Origin of the sequence: Curtobacterium sp. 314Chir4.1, from assembly GCF_900215175.1 — a bacterium.
Taxonomy (GTDB): domain Bacteria; phylum Actinomycetota; class Actinomycetes; order Actinomycetales; family Microbacteriaceae; genus Curtobacterium; species Curtobacterium pusillum_A.
The window spans coordinates 544,036-561,373 of sequence record NZ_OCMI01000001.1 but is presented as its reverse complement, the minus strand read 5'-3'; the positions used below and the strand labels follow the sequence as shown (position 1 = coordinate 561,373).

The following is a 17,338-nucleotide window of genomic DNA, read 5'->3' as shown; positions in this document are numbered from 1 at the left end:
CGGGTGCTGGTACTCACGCGGAAGGTCGGCGAGCGGATCCTCGTCGGTGACGACATCGTCATCACGGTGCTCGACAGCCGCGGGGACGGCGTCCGCATCGGCATCGACGCTCCGCGCGGGGTGAAGATCCAGCGCGAGGAGGTCGTGCGCGCGGTGACCGAGGCGAACGCGTCGGCCTCGGCGACGGCGGCGGACGACGACGCCGAGGCGCGGTTGCGTCGGGCGTTGGGGGACCTGGGCGGTACCGAGGCCTGACGCTCGCTGCGGCGTGCTGCGCTCGGCGTCACGGGCTGATCGGAGGATCGCGCCCCGCGGTGAACACCGCGCCCCGGTCCTCAGGGGCGCGGTGTTCGTCCGGGGGCGCGGTTCCGGGACGTGCTCGCGCTACGGCCGGGGCTTCTTCTCCTGCTCGGGGAGCCGACCGGCCGCTGCCTCGGCGGCGAACCACGCGCGCGCCTCGTCCTGCCGCGCCTGCTCCTCGCCGAGGGCGATCGGTGCGCGGACGTGGCCGGGCTCGTAGCCGAACGACTCGAGCAGCTGCGGGATCACCGGACGGACGCGGGCGACCAGCCGGTCGATGTACGCCGACACCGCCCGGGCACGCTGGACCGTGATCCGACCGTGCATGAGGTACCAGTCGAGGTGCTGCTCGAGCAGTCCGAGGGCGAACAGGTCACGGAGCCAGACCAGGACACGGCGGGTGTCGCCCGGCGGGACCTCGTCGATCGCCTCGGTGAACGCGTCCCACTGCATGAGCTCGGCGTGCGCCTTGGCGGCCTCGATGAGCTCGTGCTGGGACCGGTTCAGCAGGAGCGCGCCGCGAGCACGGTCCTTGCCGGCGGACGCCAGACGCAGCCCGATCTCGGTCACCATGGTGTCGACCCGACCGGCGAGCAGGTCGCGCTGCGTCTTCGCGTCCTGCAGGTCCGTCACGGACGCGGCAAGCGAGCCGCGGTCGGCGACGGCCTGGCCGATGCGCCGGATGCCGGTGGCGTCGGCGAGCCTCGTCGCCGCCTGGGCCGCGACGAACTTCGCCGTCGACGCCGGGTCCTTCGGGGCCTTCGCGCGGAAGTCCGTGAGGAGGCGCTTGCCGACGAGCTGGAGCAGGACCGTGTTGTCGCCCTCGAACGTCACGTAGACGTCGAGGTCGGCGCGGAGGCCGGTGAGGCGGTTTTCGGCGAGGAAGCCCGCGCCGCCGCAGGCCTCGCGGCACTCCTGCAGGGTGTCGAGCGCCGACCAGGTCGACATCGACTTGAACGCCGCGGCCTGGGTCTCGAGGTCTTCGCGCCGCTGCGGGGTGTCCTCGCGCCCGCTGAAGACGTCGTCGAACGTGCGCAGGAGCTTCTCGTGCGCGAACGACTGCGCGAAGACCGTGGCGAGGCGGGGGATGAGGCGGCGCTGGTGGCGGCCGTAGTCGAGCAGGACGCCCTCGGTGCCGTCACCGGTGGGGAACTGGCGGCGCTGGGCGGCGTACGTCAGGGCGATCTCGAGCCCGATCTTCTGGGCGACGACCGCGGCGCCGTCGAGCGACACGCGGCCCTGCACGAGCGTGCCGAGCATCGTGAAGAAGCGGCGGCCGGGCGAGGCGATCGGGGACGAGTACGTGCCGTCCTCGGCGACGTCGCCGTAGCGGTTGAGCAGGTTCGTGCGCGGCACCCGGACGTGGTCGAAGTGCAGGCGACCGTTGTCGATGCCGTTCAGGCCGCCCTTGTACCCGTCGTCCTCGCCGCCGACGCCGGGCAGGAAGGCGCCGTCCGCGTCGCGGAGGGGCACGTAGAAGGCGTGCACGCCGTGGTCGACGCCCTGCGTGACGAGCTTCGCGAAGACGACCGCGGCCCTGCCGTGCAGCGCGGCGTTGCCGATGTAGTCCTTCCACGCGCCGCGGAAGGGCGTGTGGATCTCGAACTCCTGGGTCTCGGGGTCGTAGGTCGCGCGGGTGGCGATGCTCTGCACGTCGGAGCCGTGCCCGGTCTCGGTCATGGCGAAGCAGCCGGGGACCTCGAACGAGACGATCCCGGGGAGGAACTCGCGGTGGTTCCGCTCGGTACCGAGGTGGTGCACCGCCGACCCGAACAGGCCCCACTGCACGCCCGCCTTGATCTGCATCGAGGGGTCCGCCGTGGTGAGCTCCTCGAACGCGGCGAGGTTGCCACCGTGGTTGCTCGAACCGCCGAACTCCTCGGGGTAGGGGCGCTGGATCGCGCCGGCGTCGACGAGGACCCGGAGCTGGTCGAGCGTGCGGGCGCGCGCGTCGGCGTACGGCATGCCCTCGATCTTGTGCATGGCCGGGTCGAGCGCGAGGCGGCGGGAGGCGCGTCGGTCCTCCGCCCAGCGACCGAGCAGGTGCTCGGCGAGCAGGTCCACGTCGATGCGGACGTCGGTGTCCGTCCCGCCGGCGGGCGTGCCAGCTGCTGGGTCGCCCGCGGCGTCGGCCTTCGGCGTGTTCGTGCTGTGGACGGGTGCGGTGTCGACCATGGTCGGAGCCCTCCTGAACTGCTCTGTCCGGTGTTGCAGAAGCCACGCTATTCACCGCACCCGTGAGCCGCACGAACGCCGTCCGGGCCGCACAACGAAGGTCCCCGTCGGATCGCCCCTCGTGGTGGGAACCCTCCAAATCCTGGCGGCCGCAGTACCTGAGCATGGTTCGTCGATTCGGCGCGGCCCTCGCCCGAGGGGCAGACTGTCCGGCATGTCAGGTACCACCGCGCCGGAACGCAAGCGCACATTCTTCGGGCAGCCGTTCGAGCTGTCCACGCCGTTCGCGGTCGAACTCTGGGAGCGCTTCTCGTTCTACGGGATGCAGGGCATCGTCCTCATCTACATGTACTACTCCGTGGCCAAGGGCGGCCTCGGCATCGACTCCCACGTCGCGACCGGCATCGTCGGCGCGTACGGCGGCGCCGTGTACCTCTTCACGATCCTCGGCGCGTGGATCTCCGACCGGCTCATCGGCGCGGACCGCACCCTGTTCGGCAGCGCGGTCGTCGTGATGTGCGGCCACATCGCCCTGGCGCTCATCCCGGGCGTCGCGGGCGTCGGTGTCGGCCTGGTCCTCATCGCGCTCGGGTCCGGCGGGCTCAAGGCCACGGCGACCACCATCGTCGGCGGTCTGTACAGCAAGGACGACGACCGCCGCGACGCCGGCTTCTCGCTGTACTACCTCGGCGTGAACCTCGGTGCGTTCTTCGGTCCGCTCCTGACCGGCTACTTCCAGCTGAAGTTCGGCTTCCACGTCGGCTTCGGCATCGCCGCGGTCGGCATGGCGGCCGGCCTCGTGCAGTACGCGATCCGCCGTCGCAAGCTCCCCGCGGTCGTCCGGCACGTCCCGAACCCGCTCGAGAAGCGCCGCTACCCGCTCGTCGGGATCCTCGTCGTCATCGGGCTGGCGATCATCCTGACGGCGGTCCTGACCGGCCTGCTCACCGTCGACAACCTGCCGCAGGTCGTCGTCGCCATCGTGGTGCTCGCCACCATCGCGTACTTCGTCGTGATCCTGTCCAGCGGCATCACGAAGGAGGAGCGTTCGCGCGTCCTCGCCTTCATCCCGCTGTTCATCGGCAGCGCGGTCTTCTGGTCGCTGTACCAGCAGCAGTTCACCGTCCTGACGATCTACTCCGACCAGCGTCTCGACCGGTCCCTGTTCGGCTGGGAGATGCCGGTCTCGTGGGTGCAGTCGATCAACCCGGTGTTCATCATCGTGCTGTCCGGCGTGTTCGCGGCGATGTGGACGAAGCTCGGGCCCCGTCAGCCGTCCACCCCGACGAAGTTCGCGCTCGGCACCGGCATCATGGGCGTCGCGTTCCTGCTGTTCCTGCCGTTCGTCGGCACCGGCCAGAACGGCACTCCGCTGCTCGTGCTCGTCGGCATCCTGCTCGTCTTCACGTTCGCGGAGCTCCTGCTCTCGCCGATCGGGCAGTCCGTCGCCACGAAGCTCGCCCCGCCGAAGTTCCAGACCCAGATGGTCGCGCTGTTCTTCCTGTCGGTCTCGCTCGGCACGGCCGTCACCGGTGTCCTGTCGCAGTACTACGACCCGAAGAACGAGGCGCCGTACTTCGCGGTCCTCGGCCTCGTCGCCGTCGCGGTCGGTGTCGTGCTGCTCGTCATCGCCAAGCCGGTGCTGAAGCTCATGCGCGGCATCCGGTAGCCTGAGGGAAGCCACACCGGCCCCGGAACCAAGGAGTCACCAATGCTCGAACTCATCGCAGGCGTCATCATCGGCATCGGCGTGCTCGGCGGCGTGGGGGTCTGCATGGCCGTCGCCGCCATGATGAAGAGCGGCTCGGAAGAGTACTAGGACTCCGGTGCCGGCTCGACCGGCACCAACTGACGACTCAGGACGGTCGCGCGCTCGAAGGGGCCGCGGCCGTCCTTCGTGTACACGGGCTCCTCGAACGCGACCGTCCAGGTGCGCTGGGCTCCGCCGATCTGGCTGCCACCCGGTGCGACGATGACGCCGATCGGCTCGTCCGCCCACTCCTCGCCACCTCGGTCGGTGTCGACCACCCGCACGAGGGCCCCGATGCCGAGGCCGGGGGAGTCGTCGGGGCGGGGCTGGGGAGAGCGTCGTCCGAACACGCGCCCACCGTAGCGTGCCCGCCCGTGGCGGAGCCGCCGCTTCGGCGCGCCGGGCGCAATCGGGCGTACCGGGGAAGAACGGGCGTACCTGGTCGATCCTTTCGACCAGGTACGCCCGATTCCACCTCCCATCGCGGGCGTTCTGGGAAGGAACGGGCGCGTGCGGTGGTGGCGAGCAGCGCCGGACTGGAGGCACGGGGCGGGCCCGCACCGTGCCTCCAGTCCGGAACACGGTTGCGTCCAGGTCGCGCAACACGCCGTGCGCACCGCGTGGCGGTCCCACGAACTGCCGCCGCCGGTGCCGCCAGGCGGCAGTTCGTGCGACGTCGCGACCACGCGCGCCGCGCCCCGCGCGTCAGCCCGCGTCGGGCGCGACCCGCGCGATCTCCGTGATCGACGAGTGGCCGGTCTCCGGGTGCTTCCGCATCGACAGGAGCCGCTCCATCGACGGTTCGAGCGCCGTGACCTTGTCGAGCGGCGCACTCACCACGAGCTGGAACCCGAGCCGGAGCCACGCGGTGACGGCACGCCCGGCGAACTCCGAGTCCGCCTTGATGAACGCCTCGTCGAGGAACACCGGGGCGAACCGCGGCCGGGGCCGGGTCTCGTCACCGAGCTGGTAGCGGAGCGCCGCCCCGACGATGAACGCGACGAGCTCCTGCGTCTCGCCGCCGGACTTGTCCCCGAGCGACGAGTACACGCCGAGGTCGGCGCCGGAGGTGTCGTAGCGGACGGCCGTGATCTCCATGTGCCGGCGGACGTCGAGTACGGCGTCGCGGTGGGTCGTGCGACCGCGGGCGGCCTCCGGGTCTGGTCGGATGACGGCCATGAAGCGCCGGAGCCGGCGGAACCGGGTTTCGAGCACGTCGTCGGTCAGCTCGGTGTCGACCGAGGCGGAGAGGGCGCGGAGCTCCTTCCGGAACGAGACGACGTCCTCGCGGGTGACCCGGCGGATCTGGATCTTCAGGCGGTCGCGGTTCGCGCCGAAGGGCAGTTCGCGGAGGATCTCGTTGACGGGCTCGAGCCGCTCCTCGATCTCCACGACGGCCCGGTCGAACGCGCCGGCGAGCGGGACGAGGTCCTCGCCGCTCCACTGCGACAGCCGACGGCGCCACTCGGTGCGCCGGGCGTGCAGGCCGGTCGCGACGATCTGGTCGAGGATCGCGTGGTAGTCCGGGTACGAGGCGACCCCGGTGCCGAGGTTCGGGTCGGGCCAGGCGTCCTGGTACCGCTGGAAGGTCAGGGTCAGCGCGTTCGAGGCCGATGCGGCACCGTCGAGTGCCTGCGACAGGCGTTCCTCGAGCCGGCGCCGCAGTCGGCGGGTCGCGTCGTCGAACCCGTCGACGCCGTCCGGGGCGCCGACCTCTTCGAAGGTCTCGGCGAGCAGGCGCTCCTGGGCGTCGTCCGGAACGCTGTCCGGCACGGACTCGAAGCGCGACAGGATCTCCGCGGCGGCGTCCTGCCCGTCGACGAGCACGGCGTGGCGCTCCTCGAGGCGGGTGACCGACAGTCGAGCGGCGCTCCGACGGTCGGAGGCCTCGTCGAGGGCCTTGCGGAGCCGAGCGACCGACGTGCGCAGGGTGCGGAGGCCGTCGTCGGCGGCGAGCAACGCCTGGCGCTCCTCGTCGAGGCGGGCGAGCGAGGCCTCGACACCGTCGACGTCGATGGCGTCCCACGTCACGTCGACCACGTGCTGGTGCGCGGCGCGGAGGGTGTCGAGCGCCGCGATGTCCTGCGCGACGTCGGTGCGGCGGGCCTCGAGCGTCGCGAGGTCCTGCGCGATCGACGCGAGTTCGTCCTCCACGGAAGCGACACGCGCCTCGTTCGTGAAGCCGATGACGTTCGCCTGACGGCGGTCACCGTGTGCACCACGACGGCCGTCACGGAGCTGTCCGGACTCGGTGACGCGTCGGCCACCGCCGCCGAGCTCGTCCGCGGACGCGACGCATCGGGCGTCGGTGCGGTCGGACTCGATGCGCTCCCGCACCCAGGTGCTGAACGGCGACGACTTGATCGCGAGCTTGCCGGACACCATCGACGGGTCGCCCTCGAGGTCGAGGTGCGGCCCGGTGGGGACGCCCTCGAACTGCACGCGCACGGGCAGGCGCAGCGAGTCGATCGCCGCGCTGAAGTCGTCCAGCCGGTCCTGGTCGACCAGGAGCGTGCGGGCGACAGGGGCCAGGACGGACTCGATCGCCGTGCGCCAGCGCTCCTCGCCGGGCAGGACGTCGAGCAGCTCCGCAACGAACGGCAGCGACTCAGGGTCGATGCCGGCGGCGCGGGCCATCGCGAGCCGGGCCTCGTGCATCGGGAGCGGCATGGCGCCCTGGCGGTGCTCGAGCGACTGCCGCTCCTGGCGCAGGGACCGCTCGCGGTCGAGGAGCGGGTACTCCTCGCGCGTCAGGGCGTCCCGGCGCTCGTCCAGGGCAGAGCGCGACGCTGCGTACCGACCGAGGAACTCGTGTGCGGCACGCTGCACCCCGGTGAAGGCCGACTCCGACGCCACCGGGACCCCGAGCACGGCCGTGCGCTCGTCGAAGGTCGCACGGGTCCGGACGACGGCGTCGCGCTCCCGGGTGCGGCGTTCGATGCGGTCCTCGAGCTGCGCCAGGGCGTTGCCGCCCTGGTCGCGCAGGCGTGCCTCGGCGTCCCGCAGCTCGATCTCGACCGCGGCGTGCCGGGCCTCGGCGGCGGCGACCTCGCCGCGAGCGGCCGTGCGTTCGCGGCTGTTGCGGTCGACCTCGGCATCCAGCAGCGCACGCTTGCGCGAGGCGGTCCAGTGCGCGAACGGGGAGACCTCGGCACCGGTGGCGATGCCGTCGAGCGCGGCGGCGGCCGCCGTGGACCGCTCGATCTCGGCGTGCAGCTCGGTGATGGGGGAGAGGATGCGGACCTTGCGCTCCTCGGTGTCCATCGCCTCGTACGCCTCGTCCAGCGCGGAGAAGTGCGCGAGCGCCCGGTCCGCCGCTTCGTACGTGCCCGGCGTCTCGAGCACGAGCGACTTGTACAGGGCGTCGACGGTCGGCAGGTGCTGCCCGGCCTGGATGCGTGCGAGCAGACGCATCGCCCGGTTGCCGCCGCCGGAGTCGCCGATCCCGAGCCGCGTCTGCAGCGTGTAGGCGAGCTCCTGGTAGGTGTCGCGGATCACGAGCCCTGGCACGCGTCCGGTCAGCTCGAGGTGGTGGAAGCGCGTCGGCACGAACTCCTCGAGCCGGCGGAGGTCGAACGTGTCGTCGACCGTCGCCATCGTCATCTGGATGTCGCCGACGCCCCGCGCGCGCTTCGGCACGATGTAGGCGCGGAGGACCGTGAACCGGCGTTCGTCGTCGTTCCGGAAGGTCACCGCGACGGCGCCCCACGTGGTCTGGTCGTCGCCGCGCAGGTTCACGTCGCGGAGGGCACCCGACTCGGGGTCGCGGCGGGTGTCGACCTTGCCGCGCAGGTACGTGAGCAGGTTGCGCTGGTCCGCGCTGCGGGCGCGCCCGGTCGTCGCGTCGTTCGAGGCGCCGTTGAACGGCACGTCGGACGGCATCATCACCGCCAGGTAGGCGTCCATGAGCGTCGACTTGCCGGTGCCGGACGCGCCGGAGATGAGCGTCGCGGTGCCGGACAGCTCCACCTGGCGGTGGCCGTGGAACCCGCCCCAGTTCACGACCTGCATCGACTCGGCGCGCCACTGCGCGACGGTGTCGAACAGGGCCGGAGCTTCGTACTGACGCAGGCCGAAGGAGTCGGTCGCGGTGTCGGTCATGCGTCCGTCTCGCCTTCGTCGTCGGTGTCGGTGTCGGTGTCGTCGGCCTGGAGGCGGGGGTCGTCCCCGTCGGTCGGGTCGCCTCCCGGCGTGTTCGCGTCGGGCGTGGTCGCGTCGTCCTGCGCGGTGGTCGTCCGCAGCCAGGTGTCGAGTTCCAGGAGCCGCTCCAGCGGCAGGAGCACCTCGACCACGCTCGCGACCCGGAACCGGTCCGGGTCGGACGTCTTGATGAGGACGCGCGCGGTCACGAGGCGCTCGATCGCCTTCGCGACCCGGCCCTCGTCACGCGTGCGGTCGGTGGCGGTCGCTGGGCGGAACCCGGCGACGTGCCCGAGGATCTCGCTGCGGTCGACGACGACCTGGTCCGGGCCGGGGCGGGTGTCCGCCCGGAGCCGCATCCGCAGGTAGACGAGGACGATCGTCTCCTCGCGCGTGTACGGGACGTCGCGCAGCAGTGTCGGGAACCCACGGCGCTGGCTCTCCGACCGGGCCTGACGTTTCCAGGCGACCTCACGGTCGCGGTCCACGTGCAGCTCGAGGAACAGGTCGTTGAGGCGTGAGCGCAGCTGGTACTCGGCGTCGAGCACGGCACGCCACTCGTCGGCGTGCGTCCGGGCGCTCACGTACGAGTTCCGGAGCAGCGCGACGAGCGCGCGGCGCTGGCGGTCGTCGAGCCTGCCCTCGTCGCCCTCGAAGAGGGCGAAGCTGCTCTCGTCCCGTTCGTCGTCGTGCGTGACGGTGGTGGGGTCGTCGTCGGGGACCGTCTCGTCGACCGGTGCCGGCGTCGTGTCGCTCACCGCGCCTCCTGTGCGTGTTCGTCGTTGGTCGTGTCGGGGGTGCCGGTGCGGCGGTCGGCGTCGAGCGCGGCCGTCGGCATCCGGAAGGCGACCGGGCTGCCGTCCGGACGCACCGTGCGGTGCTCGGCGACGTGCGCGGCGGACTCGAAGTCCTCGTGGCCGGTGAGGAGATGCGCCAGGCCGAAGAGCTCGACCGGGCGGCGCTGCTCGTCGGGCAGGCCGTGGAAGGCGTCGACGCTCGAGTCGGCCTCGGCGAACCGGAGGGCCGCGCGGAGCTCGGTGAGCAGCGGGCCACCGTGCCGGCGGAGCATCTCGACGTCGAGGTCCTCGAAGACGTCGTCGTCGGGTTCCTCGATGGGAGGCGGCACCGACTCGGCATCCGGGTCGTAGAAGCGCTCCCGGAGGGTGCCCACCTCGGCCGTGGCGGGCAGTAGCCCGAGCGGCAGGCGATCGCGTGCCGACCCCCGGTCCATCCAGGTCGCGAGCCCGCGGTTGATCGACCGGATGACGGCGTCGAGCTCGCGGTCCCGGACGACGTCGTGCGCGACGATCTGGTCGCGGAGCGTCGCCGTGAGCTGCCGACGCTGGGCGAGCACGTCCTCGATGCCCTGGCGGAGGATGCTCACCGTGTTCCGGAACGCCCGACGCTCACCGGCACCGAGCGAGTCGGCGAACGGGTGGGCCAGGATCGTCGCGATGTCGTCCCGGAGCCGCAGGAGCAGGGCGTCGTCACGGAGGAGCTCGAACGCCCCCTCGAACGCGCGACCCTCCGGCGTTGCCTCCATGAGGTTGTCGGTGCGGACGAGGTAGTCGTCGAGGATCTCGCCGATCGGGCGCACCTCTTGCCGGAAGTCCTCGACGATCGAGCGGTGCATCGTGGCCACGGCTTCCTCGACGCGCTTGAAGTCGCTCGGGAGCTGGCGGATGAGGTCCGAGATGTTCGTGTAGCCGTCGCGCATGCGGGCGTCGTCCACGGTGGCGACGTCCCCCTGCTCGAGCCGTTCGCGCTCGGCCTGGAGCTCGGCGATCTGCGCGTCGATGCGGCGGATCTGCACGTCCGGGTCGGGTTCGGCGCGGGCGGCCCACCGGTGCACGGCGTCGACGATCATCGCGAGGCGGCTCTCGCTGATCAGGGCGCGGTCGGAGGACAGGGCGTCGACGAGGGACAGGGCCTCGAGGGCGTGGCTCGTGAGGGAGTACTGCTCGTCGCCGTCGGGGGAGTTGGATCGGACGAGCCACTGCGCCGACACCCACTCACGACAGAGCGCGCGGCCGTTCGGACGGGCGTCCTGGTCCTGTTGTTCGCCCGGGGTCTGCTCGCTCGCCGGCACGCGCGCGCCGGTGGCCTGCAGCCGGGCGACGTGCTCCTCGACCTGCAGGTGCATGCGGTCAGCCGGGACGTACTGGACGTCGCGGTCGAACACCGTGCGGAACACCGCGAGGACGGTCGCACTGGTCGGGCGGGACATGAGCCGCAGGGTCGGACGGTCGAGGACCGCCCGGACGCGGGCGAACTCGAGGTCGACGTCGGTCATGTGCCCCTTCGTCCGGATCGGGTCGGCGGTGTGCGGAGATGACAAGAGCCCGACGCTGTCGCGCCGGGCTCTTGTCGTCGGTGTTCTTGCTTGTGGGCGATACCAGACTCGAACTGATGACCTCTTCGGTGTGAACGAAGCGCGCTACCAACTGCGCCAATCGCCCCCTGCACTGTTCGTGCGGATCGATACTAGCGGATGCCGCGGGCTCTGCCGAACAGGGCGTGCGTCCCGGGTGTGGCGCGCGGTGGGGTGGGGTGGGGTCGCACGGTGCGAGGCTGCGCGGCGCCGCCGGTGCTGGGTGCGAGGTTCCTGCCAGTGTGCGAGGTCGTTCGCCTCGCACACTGCGCGAGACCTCGCACCGACGGGCGCTGCGTCGCACGGTGCGCGAGGTGCGGTGCGGTCGCACGGTGCGAGGCTCCGCGGCGCCGCCGGTGCAGGGTGCGCGGTTCCGACCAGTGTGCGAGGTCGTTCGCCTCGCACACTGCGCGAGACCTCGCACCGACGGGCGCCAGCGTCGCACGGTGCGAGGGGCGGCGGACCGTGCAGAACCGTTCCGATCCGCATGAACACGGGGGACACGCCCGGTGAACGAGAAGGATTTTGGTGGAAGCCACCTGGTTCGTATAGAGTTTACGTCGTCGCCGCGACAGCGGGTCAGACAAATGCGGATGTGGCGCAGTGGTAGCGCATCACCTTGCCAAGGTGAGGGTCGCGAGTTCGAATCTCGTCATCCGCTCGAGTGTGGTTCTCTCCGGAGGGCCACGACTCACCAGAGGGTATCCCACCGTTCGGGTACTCACGGAGACGTGAACCTCGATGGTGGGGTGGCCGAGAGGCTAGGCAGCGGCCTGCAAAGCCGTCCACGCGGGTTCGAATCCCGTCCCCACCTCCAGACTTCGCTTCGGCGGAGACTTCTGGGCGATTGGCGCAGCGGTAGCGCGCTTCCCTGACACGGAAGAGGTCACTGGTTCGATCCCAGTATCGCCCACCACGGAAAGCCCCGGCAGGACCACAGGTCCCCGCCGGGGCTTTCGTCGTTCCGGAACCGAACGATGGACAGCCCCGGGCCCGTCCCAGCCTCCGGACCGTCGCTGCTGGAGCGCTCGGCGAACGGGTCAGCGCAGCGATCCACTCGCGGCGTGCAGCCAGCGCCGTACCGCCTGCTCGTCAGCGTCCGTGATGCCGTGTCCGACCGGCAGCGTGACGTGGTCGACGGCGGCTCCCAGCGAACGGAGGCGTTCGGCGACCCGGAGACCGTCGTCCGCGTGCCGCCGGGGGTCGAACCGCCCGTCGAGGACCAGGACGGGCATCACCGACTCGGCCGGGGCCCGTCCGGCCGGGGCACGTGCGTCGCCGAACGGAGGTTGCGGGCGGATGAGGATGCCGGTGGTGAACAGGTCGGGTCGCGTCTCGATGAGCGCCGCGGCCATCACCGCTCCGTTCGAGAACCCCACGATGGTGCGCCGAGCCGAACCGGGGAGGGACGCCGTCGCGGACTCCACGGCGTCGGCGAGCAGCGGGACACGACGGCGCACGTCGTCGTGGTCGATGGTGCGGTCGGGGCGGCGCCGGAAGTGTGCGAAGCCGTGCGCTGTCCGCACCGTCCCGCGCGGCGCGATGGCGGCGGCCCCTGGACCGAGTCGGTCGGCGAGGGGCAGGAGGTCGGTCTCCCGTCCGTCGGATCCGTGCAGCAGCACCCAGGTCGCATGCGCCGAGTCGCCGTCGTCGGGGGCCACGAGGGTGAGCTCGACGCCCAGCGGTGCTCGGAACGATCGCGCTGGTCGCGGGTCTGCAGGGGGCACGCGGCGACGGTACCCCGGGCTGTCGTGCTGCGGAAGTCCCCGCTCGCGTCACCACCCCGGCACGGACACCCGCACGGCGCTGATCCGCCCCGCCCGCGTCCGCGCCGTCACCGCCGGGTCGTAGCTGTCCGCGGTCGCCAGGTACAGCGTGCGGCCGTCCTCGCCGCCGAGTGCGCAGTCGATCGCACACCGCCCGGGAACGTCGATCCGGTCGGTCACCTCGCCGCCCTCGACGACCCGGAGGAACTCGCCCGTGTCGACCGAGCAGACCCAGATCGCGCCGTCCCGGTCGACCGTGCTCCCGTCCGGGGTGACGCCGTCGGGCAGCGTCGCCCATGCACGTCGACCGGTCAGGGACCCGTCCGGCTCGATGTCGAACGCCGTCAAGCGGTGCCCCCACGTCTCGCTGACGACGAGGGTGCGGGTGCCGGGGAGCACGTTCGCACTGTTCGGGAAGACCAGTCCCTCGGCCGCCGGACGGAACGAGCCGTCCGGCTCGATGACGTACAGCGGGCCGGGGCGGAGCGCTTCGCCGCCGTACAGGTCGTAGCCGAACGCCCCGATGTAGGTCCGGCCGGTCTGCTCGTCGACCACCAGGTCGTTGACGAGGGAGGCCTCGACCTCGGACAGGTCGGCGAACACCGAGCTCGTGCCGTCATCGGACACGGCGACGACGGTCCGGGACTCCATCGAACTGATGACGAGCCGCCCGTCCCGGAGCCAGCCGAGCCCGGACGACTGCCCGGCGACCGTGGCCTCGAGACGCGGAGCCGCGTCCGAGCCGGGGTCGACGGAGAAGACCTCGCCCGTGTGCATGTCCGAGTACCAGAGCCGCCCGTCGTGCCAGCGGTTGCCCTCCGGGAAGCGGATGCCGGTGACGACGTCTGTGGCGGTGGTGGGGTCGAGTGTGATGCGCACTGCCCCAGCATGCCAGGCGACCGTTCGCCGATCAGACCTCGCTGGGCGGTCCCGACTGCCAGCGCACCCACGCCTCGAGCTGCGCCTTCGCGCTCTCCAGACTCGTGTGGAACCCGGTCATGTCGTCGTCGACCAGGTGGACGACGTACCGCGACCCGAAGGTCACGGTGCCGATCACGTCCGATCCGCACCGTCCCTGCCAGGTCCGCTCGTCGAGCGCGACCCAGCGGACCGCTTCGGTTCCGGCGTTGGTGGTGCTGGAGGGGGAGGTCATGGAGCTTCCGGTCGCTGGACGATGAGATCGTTCCGGCGGCCGTGGGCTGGGGTCACCTTCCTTGACCGTAGTCCGCCGAGCCTGGCAGCGCCGCGGGACGGGCAGGCGTCAGTCGGAGAGCCCGAGACGTCGGAGCCCTCGCCGGCACGCCTCGACGTACTCCCGGTACCGATCCGGCCGCCGCTCCCGTGCCCACCGGGTGACGTCGACGAGGTGCAGCGCGGTCATCGCCCGCAGCATGCGTCGGTCGCCCGGCCCGTCGAGACCGGCGGCCGCCGTGAACGCGTCGAACTCGGATCCCGAGACCTCGCCGTCCAGGTGCGTCCAGGCGTACACCCGTCGCGCATCCGTCCAGGGGGTCGGGCCGACCTCGGCAGCGCCCCAGTCGATCACGACGGGCGTCGCGTCGGGTCCGCGGGAGAGCAGGTTCCGCGGGGCGAGGTCGCCGTGCGCGAGACCGTGCTCGAACGCGCGGGCGCCCAGCGGCTCGAAGACCTCGCGAAGCGAGGATGCCGAGGTGTAGGCACCGGCCTGGAGGAGCGGGTCGGCCCCGTCGAGCGATCGCACGTTGTACGCGACGTGCGCCCGCCATGCCGTGGCCGGGTCGGTCCCGAAGCGCGAGTACAGGGACGGGGGAGCCCCGACGAGCGCGATCGTGCCGATCGCGCGCGCGGCCGCACCGAGCTGGCGCCACGGTTCCGTGATCGGCCGAGGGTCGGGTTCGACGTACTCGGCCACCAGGAACGGAGTGCCGCCGTGGCGTCCGTGGCGGAGGACCCGTGCGACCGTGATGCCGGCGCGCTCGGCGGCCGCACTCGCCCAGGCCTCGACGGGGTACTCGTCCACGCGGAGCGGATCGACGGGGATCCGGACGACCACGTCGGCGCCCGCCGACCGACGGACCCGGACCGTGTGGTTGACGGAGCCGCCGGTCAGCGGTTCGACGTCGGACCAGGAGGCGCCGAGATCGCGCAGCACGGCCCCGAGCACACTCTGAGCCCGCACGTCGTCGTCCACACGACCATCATGGCCGGTGGCGCCGGGGTCAGCGGAAGCGCTCGACCACCGGACAGGCGAACGGGTCGGCCGCGGCGAGTCCGACCTCGTTGAGGTAGCGGACGACGATCGCGTAGGAGTGCACCAGGTTCGTCTCGGTGTACGGGACACCCTGCTCGGTGCAGTACTGCCGCACGAGCACCCGCGCCGCCCGGAGGTTCGGCCGGGCCATGCTCGGGAACAGGTGGTGCTCGACCTGGTGGTTCAGCCCGCCCATGAAGAACTCGACCCACCGGCCGCCGCTGACGTCGCGCGACGTGAGCACCTGGCGCGAGAAGAAGTCCACGCGCTGCCCGGGCTCGATGATCGGCATCCCCTTGTGGTTCGGCGCGAAGGCGATCCCCATGCAGAATCCGAAGACCGCCAGTTGCACCCCGAGGAACGCGAACGCGATCCCCAGCGGCAGCAGCCAGAACACCGCGCCGACGGAGAGCACGAACCGGCCGGCGAAGACCGAACCCTCGGCCCAACGGTGCTTGACGGTGCCGTGGCTCGTGTAGGTCCGGATGGACTGCCAGTGCAGGTTGACGCCCTCGACGAGCAGCATCGGGAAGAACGCGTAGCCCTGCACCCGCACGAGGACCCGGAGGAACCCGGTGCGCCGCGCGGCGTCCTCCGGGCGGAACGAGATCGCGTCGAAGGAGATGTCCGGGTCCTTGCCGACCGTGTTCGGGTTGGCGTGGTGCCGGGTGTGCTTGTTCATCCACCACGCGTAGCTGATGCCGGTCAGGAACGTCCCGACGTAGCGGGCGGCGCGGTCGTTCCAGTCGTGGGACGCGAACACCTGCCGGTGCGCCGCCTCGTGCGACAGGAAGGCGAACTGGGCGAACAGCAGGCCGAGGACGCCGGCCACGACGAGCTGCCACCACGAGCCGCCGAGCACGGCGAATGCTCCACCGGTGGCGGCGAGCATCGCGGTGAGGACCCCGACGAGCCCCCAGTACCAGCCGGTCCGTCGGCCGAGCAGCCCGGCGGTCCGGACCCGCACGAGCAACGCCGAGTAGGTCGACGTCGTGTCGACCCGGTCCCCGCGTGGCGTGGTCTTCCGGTAGCCGACCGGCGTGGTGGTGTCGTCGCCCATGGTGTCCTCCCGGGTCCAGCTGTGGCGCTGCAACCGGGGACCGGGGCTACGTGGCGTGTCCGAGGGTACGCGCACGCGCGGGGCCCGATGGGGCCGCTGTTCAGGGAAGGACGAGACGGCGTTCGACGACGGCGCGAGCGACGTCCGCGAGGAGCTCCTGGTGGGAACGGGCGTACCCGCGCAGGAGGGCGAACGCCTCTTCCATGCCGACCCGGTGCGTCTGCGCGACGAAGCCCTTCGCCTGTTCGATGACGACGCGGCTTTCGAGCGCGCGCTGGAGCTGCTGCTGCGCCAGGTTCGCGTGCTCGAGCGTCCGCTGCTGCAGGATGCTGATCGTCGCGACGTCGGTGAGTGCCTGGGCGGCCAGCGCGTCCTCGCGGTTGAGCGCCCCCTCGGTCTCGCGGAACAGGTTGAGCGACCCGAGGGTGGTCTCCCGGAGTCGCATCGGGATCGAGTGCACGGACGCGTACCCGGACTCGGCGGACGCAGCGGCGAAGGTCGGCCAGCGCCGTTCCATCTCGGCGTGGTCGCGCACGGACACCGGTCGCCCGGTGGCGAAGCACTCCACGCACGGGCCTTCTCCGGCGTCGAGCTGCAGCAGCCCGAGGAAGCTCGAGCGCTCGCTCGTCGAGGCGAGGACCTCGAGCTCCTGCGCCTGGTTGACGAGGAGGATGCCCGCGGCGGAGGCGTCGAAGATCTCGACGACGCCGTCCACCAGGTTCTGCAGGAGCTCGACGACGTCGTAGTCGTCGACGAGGGTGTCGGTCAGGGCGACGAAGGTGTCGACGAGCCGCTGCTCGCGTGTCGGTGCCATGGTGCGTGCTCCCTAGGTCTCGGAACCGTACGGCCGGGCGAGGTCGAGTCGGCGTGCGATGAGGTCCGCGGCGACGTCGCGGACGGTGCGTTCGGTGGCGTAGGCGTGTGCCTGCAGGACGAGCAGGGCGTCCTGCACGCTCAGTCCGAGCTGCGCCGCGGCCATGCCCGTCGCCTGGTGCACCTCTCGTCTGGAGTACCGTCCGGTCTCCATGTCCGCGCGCCCGTCGGCGGCTGCGGCGAGGAGTGCGTCACGGAGGACCCTGCGTCCGGCGACCTCGGTCAGTTGCACGGCCCCGCGCACCTGATCGACGGTCAGGAAGCGCTCTTCGTCCACGGTGAGGTCGACGGCACCGACCGGGATCGTCCCGATCCGCATCGGGAACGAGAACACGGCACCGACCCCGGCACGCAGGAGCTCGTCGAGCGCGGCGGGCCAGCGCGCGCCGGTCGTGGAGGCGAGGTCGGCCTCGAGCACGGGGGACCGGGTGGCGAGGGCTTCCCAGCACGGGCCCTCGCCGAGGTCGAGCTGGATCTCGTCGACGCGTTCGGCGAGGGCGTCGCTCGCGCAGACCGTCGCGGAGCCGAGCGGGTCGCCGAGGGTCGAGATCCCGACGCCGGTCACCGGCAGGGTCGCGAGGAACGGCGGACACATGTCGGTGCCGTCCGGCGCGGCCTGCATCGACGATGCAGCCGCAGTGAATTCCGTCATCGGGAGCGCCGTTCCTGAGGG

General features: G+C 71.7%; 14 protein-coding genes and 4 tRNA genes. 5 read left to right on the top strand and 13 right to left on the bottom strand.

All coding sequences use genetic code 11. The features are described from left to right. Window positions 1-3 precede the first annotated feature (3 nt). Window positions 4-255, top strand: coding sequence for a carbon storage regulator CsrA (gene csrA / locus CRP27_RS02580; protein ID WP_097179174.1), 252 nt, complete (start codon window positions 4-6; stop codon window positions 253-255). A gap of 129 nt (window positions 256-384) precedes the next feature. Here the strand turns inward: csrA and CRP27_RS02575 are convergent, their stop codons facing one another. Continuing rightward, window positions 385-2,475 (bottom strand): acyl-CoA dehydrogenase, encoded by a 2,091-nt coding sequence (locus CRP27_RS02575; RefSeq protein ID WP_255257403.1) that lies wholly within the window; start codon window positions 2,473-2,475, stop codon window positions 385-387. Between the two features lie 214 nt (window positions 2,476-2,689). Here CRP27_RS02575 and CRP27_RS02570 point away from each other — a divergent pair, with 214 nt between their 5' ends. After that, on the top strand, window positions 2,690-4,144 hold the full coding sequence (locus CRP27_RS02570) for a peptide MFS transporter (protein WP_097179173.1): 1,455 nt from the start codon (window positions 2,690-2,692) through the stop codon (window positions 4,142-4,144). A 146-nt stretch (window positions 4,145-4,290) separates the two neighbouring features. Here CRP27_RS02570 and CRP27_RS02565 read toward each other — a convergent pair whose 3' ends face one another. The 5 genes from CRP27_RS02565 to CRP27_RS02545 form a co-directional block, all read right to left on the bottom strand. After that, window positions 4,291-4,575 carry a hypothetical protein gene (locus CRP27_RS02565; RefSeq protein ID WP_097179172.1) on the bottom strand — a complete coding sequence of 95 codons (285 nt, stop codon included), beginning with the start codon at window positions 4,573-4,575 and terminating at the stop codon, window positions 4,291-4,293. A 355-nt stretch (window positions 4,576-4,930) separates the two neighbouring features. Further along, a complete protein-coding gene (locus CRP27_RS02560) occupies window positions 4,931-8,326 on the bottom strand; it encodes an ATP-binding protein (RefSeq protein WP_097179171.1) in 3,396 nt (1,131 codons plus the stop codon). Beyond that, window positions 8,323-9,123, bottom strand: a complete 801-nt coding sequence (locus tag CRP27_RS02555; protein ID WP_097179170.1) for a DUF4194 domain-containing protein — start codon at window positions 9,121-9,123, stop codon at window positions 8,323-8,325. Before CRP27_RS02555 ends, CRP27_RS02560 begins: the two co-directional genes overlap by 4 nt. Further along, on the bottom strand, window positions 9,120-10,658 hold the full coding sequence (locus CRP27_RS02550; RefSeq protein WP_097179169.1) for a DUF3375 family protein: 1,539 nt from the start codon (window positions 10,656-10,658) through the stop codon (window positions 9,120-9,122). Before CRP27_RS02550 ends, CRP27_RS02555 begins: the two co-directional genes overlap by 4 nt. 93 nt (window positions 10,659-10,751) lie before the next feature. Continuing rightward, window positions 10,752-10,824, bottom strand: a tRNA-Val gene (locus CRP27_RS02545). A gap of 501 nt (window positions 10,825-11,325) precedes the next feature. Here CRP27_RS02545 and CRP27_RS02540 point away from each other — a divergent pair. From CRP27_RS02540 to CRP27_RS02530, 3 genes are all read left to right on the top strand, one after another. Beyond that, window positions 11,326-11,397 (top strand) — tRNA-Gly (locus CRP27_RS02540). Between the two features lie 82 nt (window positions 11,398-11,479). Then, a tRNA-Cys gene (locus tag CRP27_RS02535) sits at window positions 11,480-11,553 on the top strand. Between the two features lie 24 nt (window positions 11,554-11,577). Further along, window positions 11,578-11,652 (top strand) — tRNA-Val (locus CRP27_RS02530). 124 nt (window positions 11,653-11,776) lie between these two features. On the opposite strand, the gene CRP27_RS02525 is transcribed toward CRP27_RS02530, so the two are convergent. From CRP27_RS02525 to CRP27_RS02495, 7 genes are all read right to left on the bottom strand, one after another. Continuing rightward, complete coding sequence (locus CRP27_RS02525) at window positions 11,777-12,463, bottom strand: alpha/beta hydrolase (RefSeq protein ID WP_141399658.1); 687 nt, start codon at window positions 12,461-12,463, stop codon at window positions 11,777-11,779. A 48-nt stretch (window positions 12,464-12,511) separates the two neighbouring features. Beyond that, window positions 12,512-13,381 carry an SMP-30/gluconolactonase/LRE family protein gene (locus CRP27_RS02520; RefSeq protein WP_097179167.1) on the bottom strand — a complete coding sequence of 290 codons (870 nt, stop codon included), beginning with the start codon at window positions 13,379-13,381 and terminating at the stop codon, window positions 12,512-12,514. A gap of 31 nt (window positions 13,382-13,412) precedes the next feature. Next, window positions 13,413-13,655, bottom strand: a complete 243-nt coding sequence (locus tag CRP27_RS02515; RefSeq protein WP_097179166.1) for a hypothetical protein — start codon at window positions 13,653-13,655, stop codon at window positions 13,413-13,415. A gap of 108 nt (window positions 13,656-13,763) precedes the next feature. Beyond that, window positions 13,764-14,672 carry an aminoglycoside phosphotransferase family protein gene (locus tag CRP27_RS02510; RefSeq protein ID WP_097179165.1) on the bottom strand — a complete coding sequence of 303 codons (909 nt, stop codon included), beginning with the start codon at window positions 14,670-14,672 and terminating at the stop codon, window positions 13,764-13,766. A gap of 28 nt (window positions 14,673-14,700) precedes the next feature. Then, window positions 14,701-15,792: an acyl-CoA desaturase gene (locus CRP27_RS02505; protein ID WP_097179164.1), complete on the bottom strand. Its 1,092-nt coding sequence runs from the start codon at window positions 15,790-15,792 to the stop codon at window positions 14,701-14,703. 100 nt (window positions 15,793-15,892) lie between these two features. Further along, window positions 15,893-16,606 (bottom strand): GAF and ANTAR domain-containing protein, encoded by a 714-nt coding sequence (locus tag CRP27_RS02500; protein WP_097179163.1) that lies wholly within the window; start codon window positions 16,604-16,606, stop codon window positions 15,893-15,895. A gap of 12 nt (window positions 16,607-16,618) precedes the next feature. Then, the gene (locus tag CRP27_RS02495; RefSeq protein ID WP_097179162.1) at window positions 16,619-17,317 is read right to left on the bottom strand and encodes a GAF and ANTAR domain-containing protein; all 699 of its coding nucleotides are present in this window, start codon (window positions 17,315-17,317) and stop codon (window positions 16,619-16,621) included. Between the last annotated feature and the right edge of the window lie 21 nt (window positions 17,318-17,338).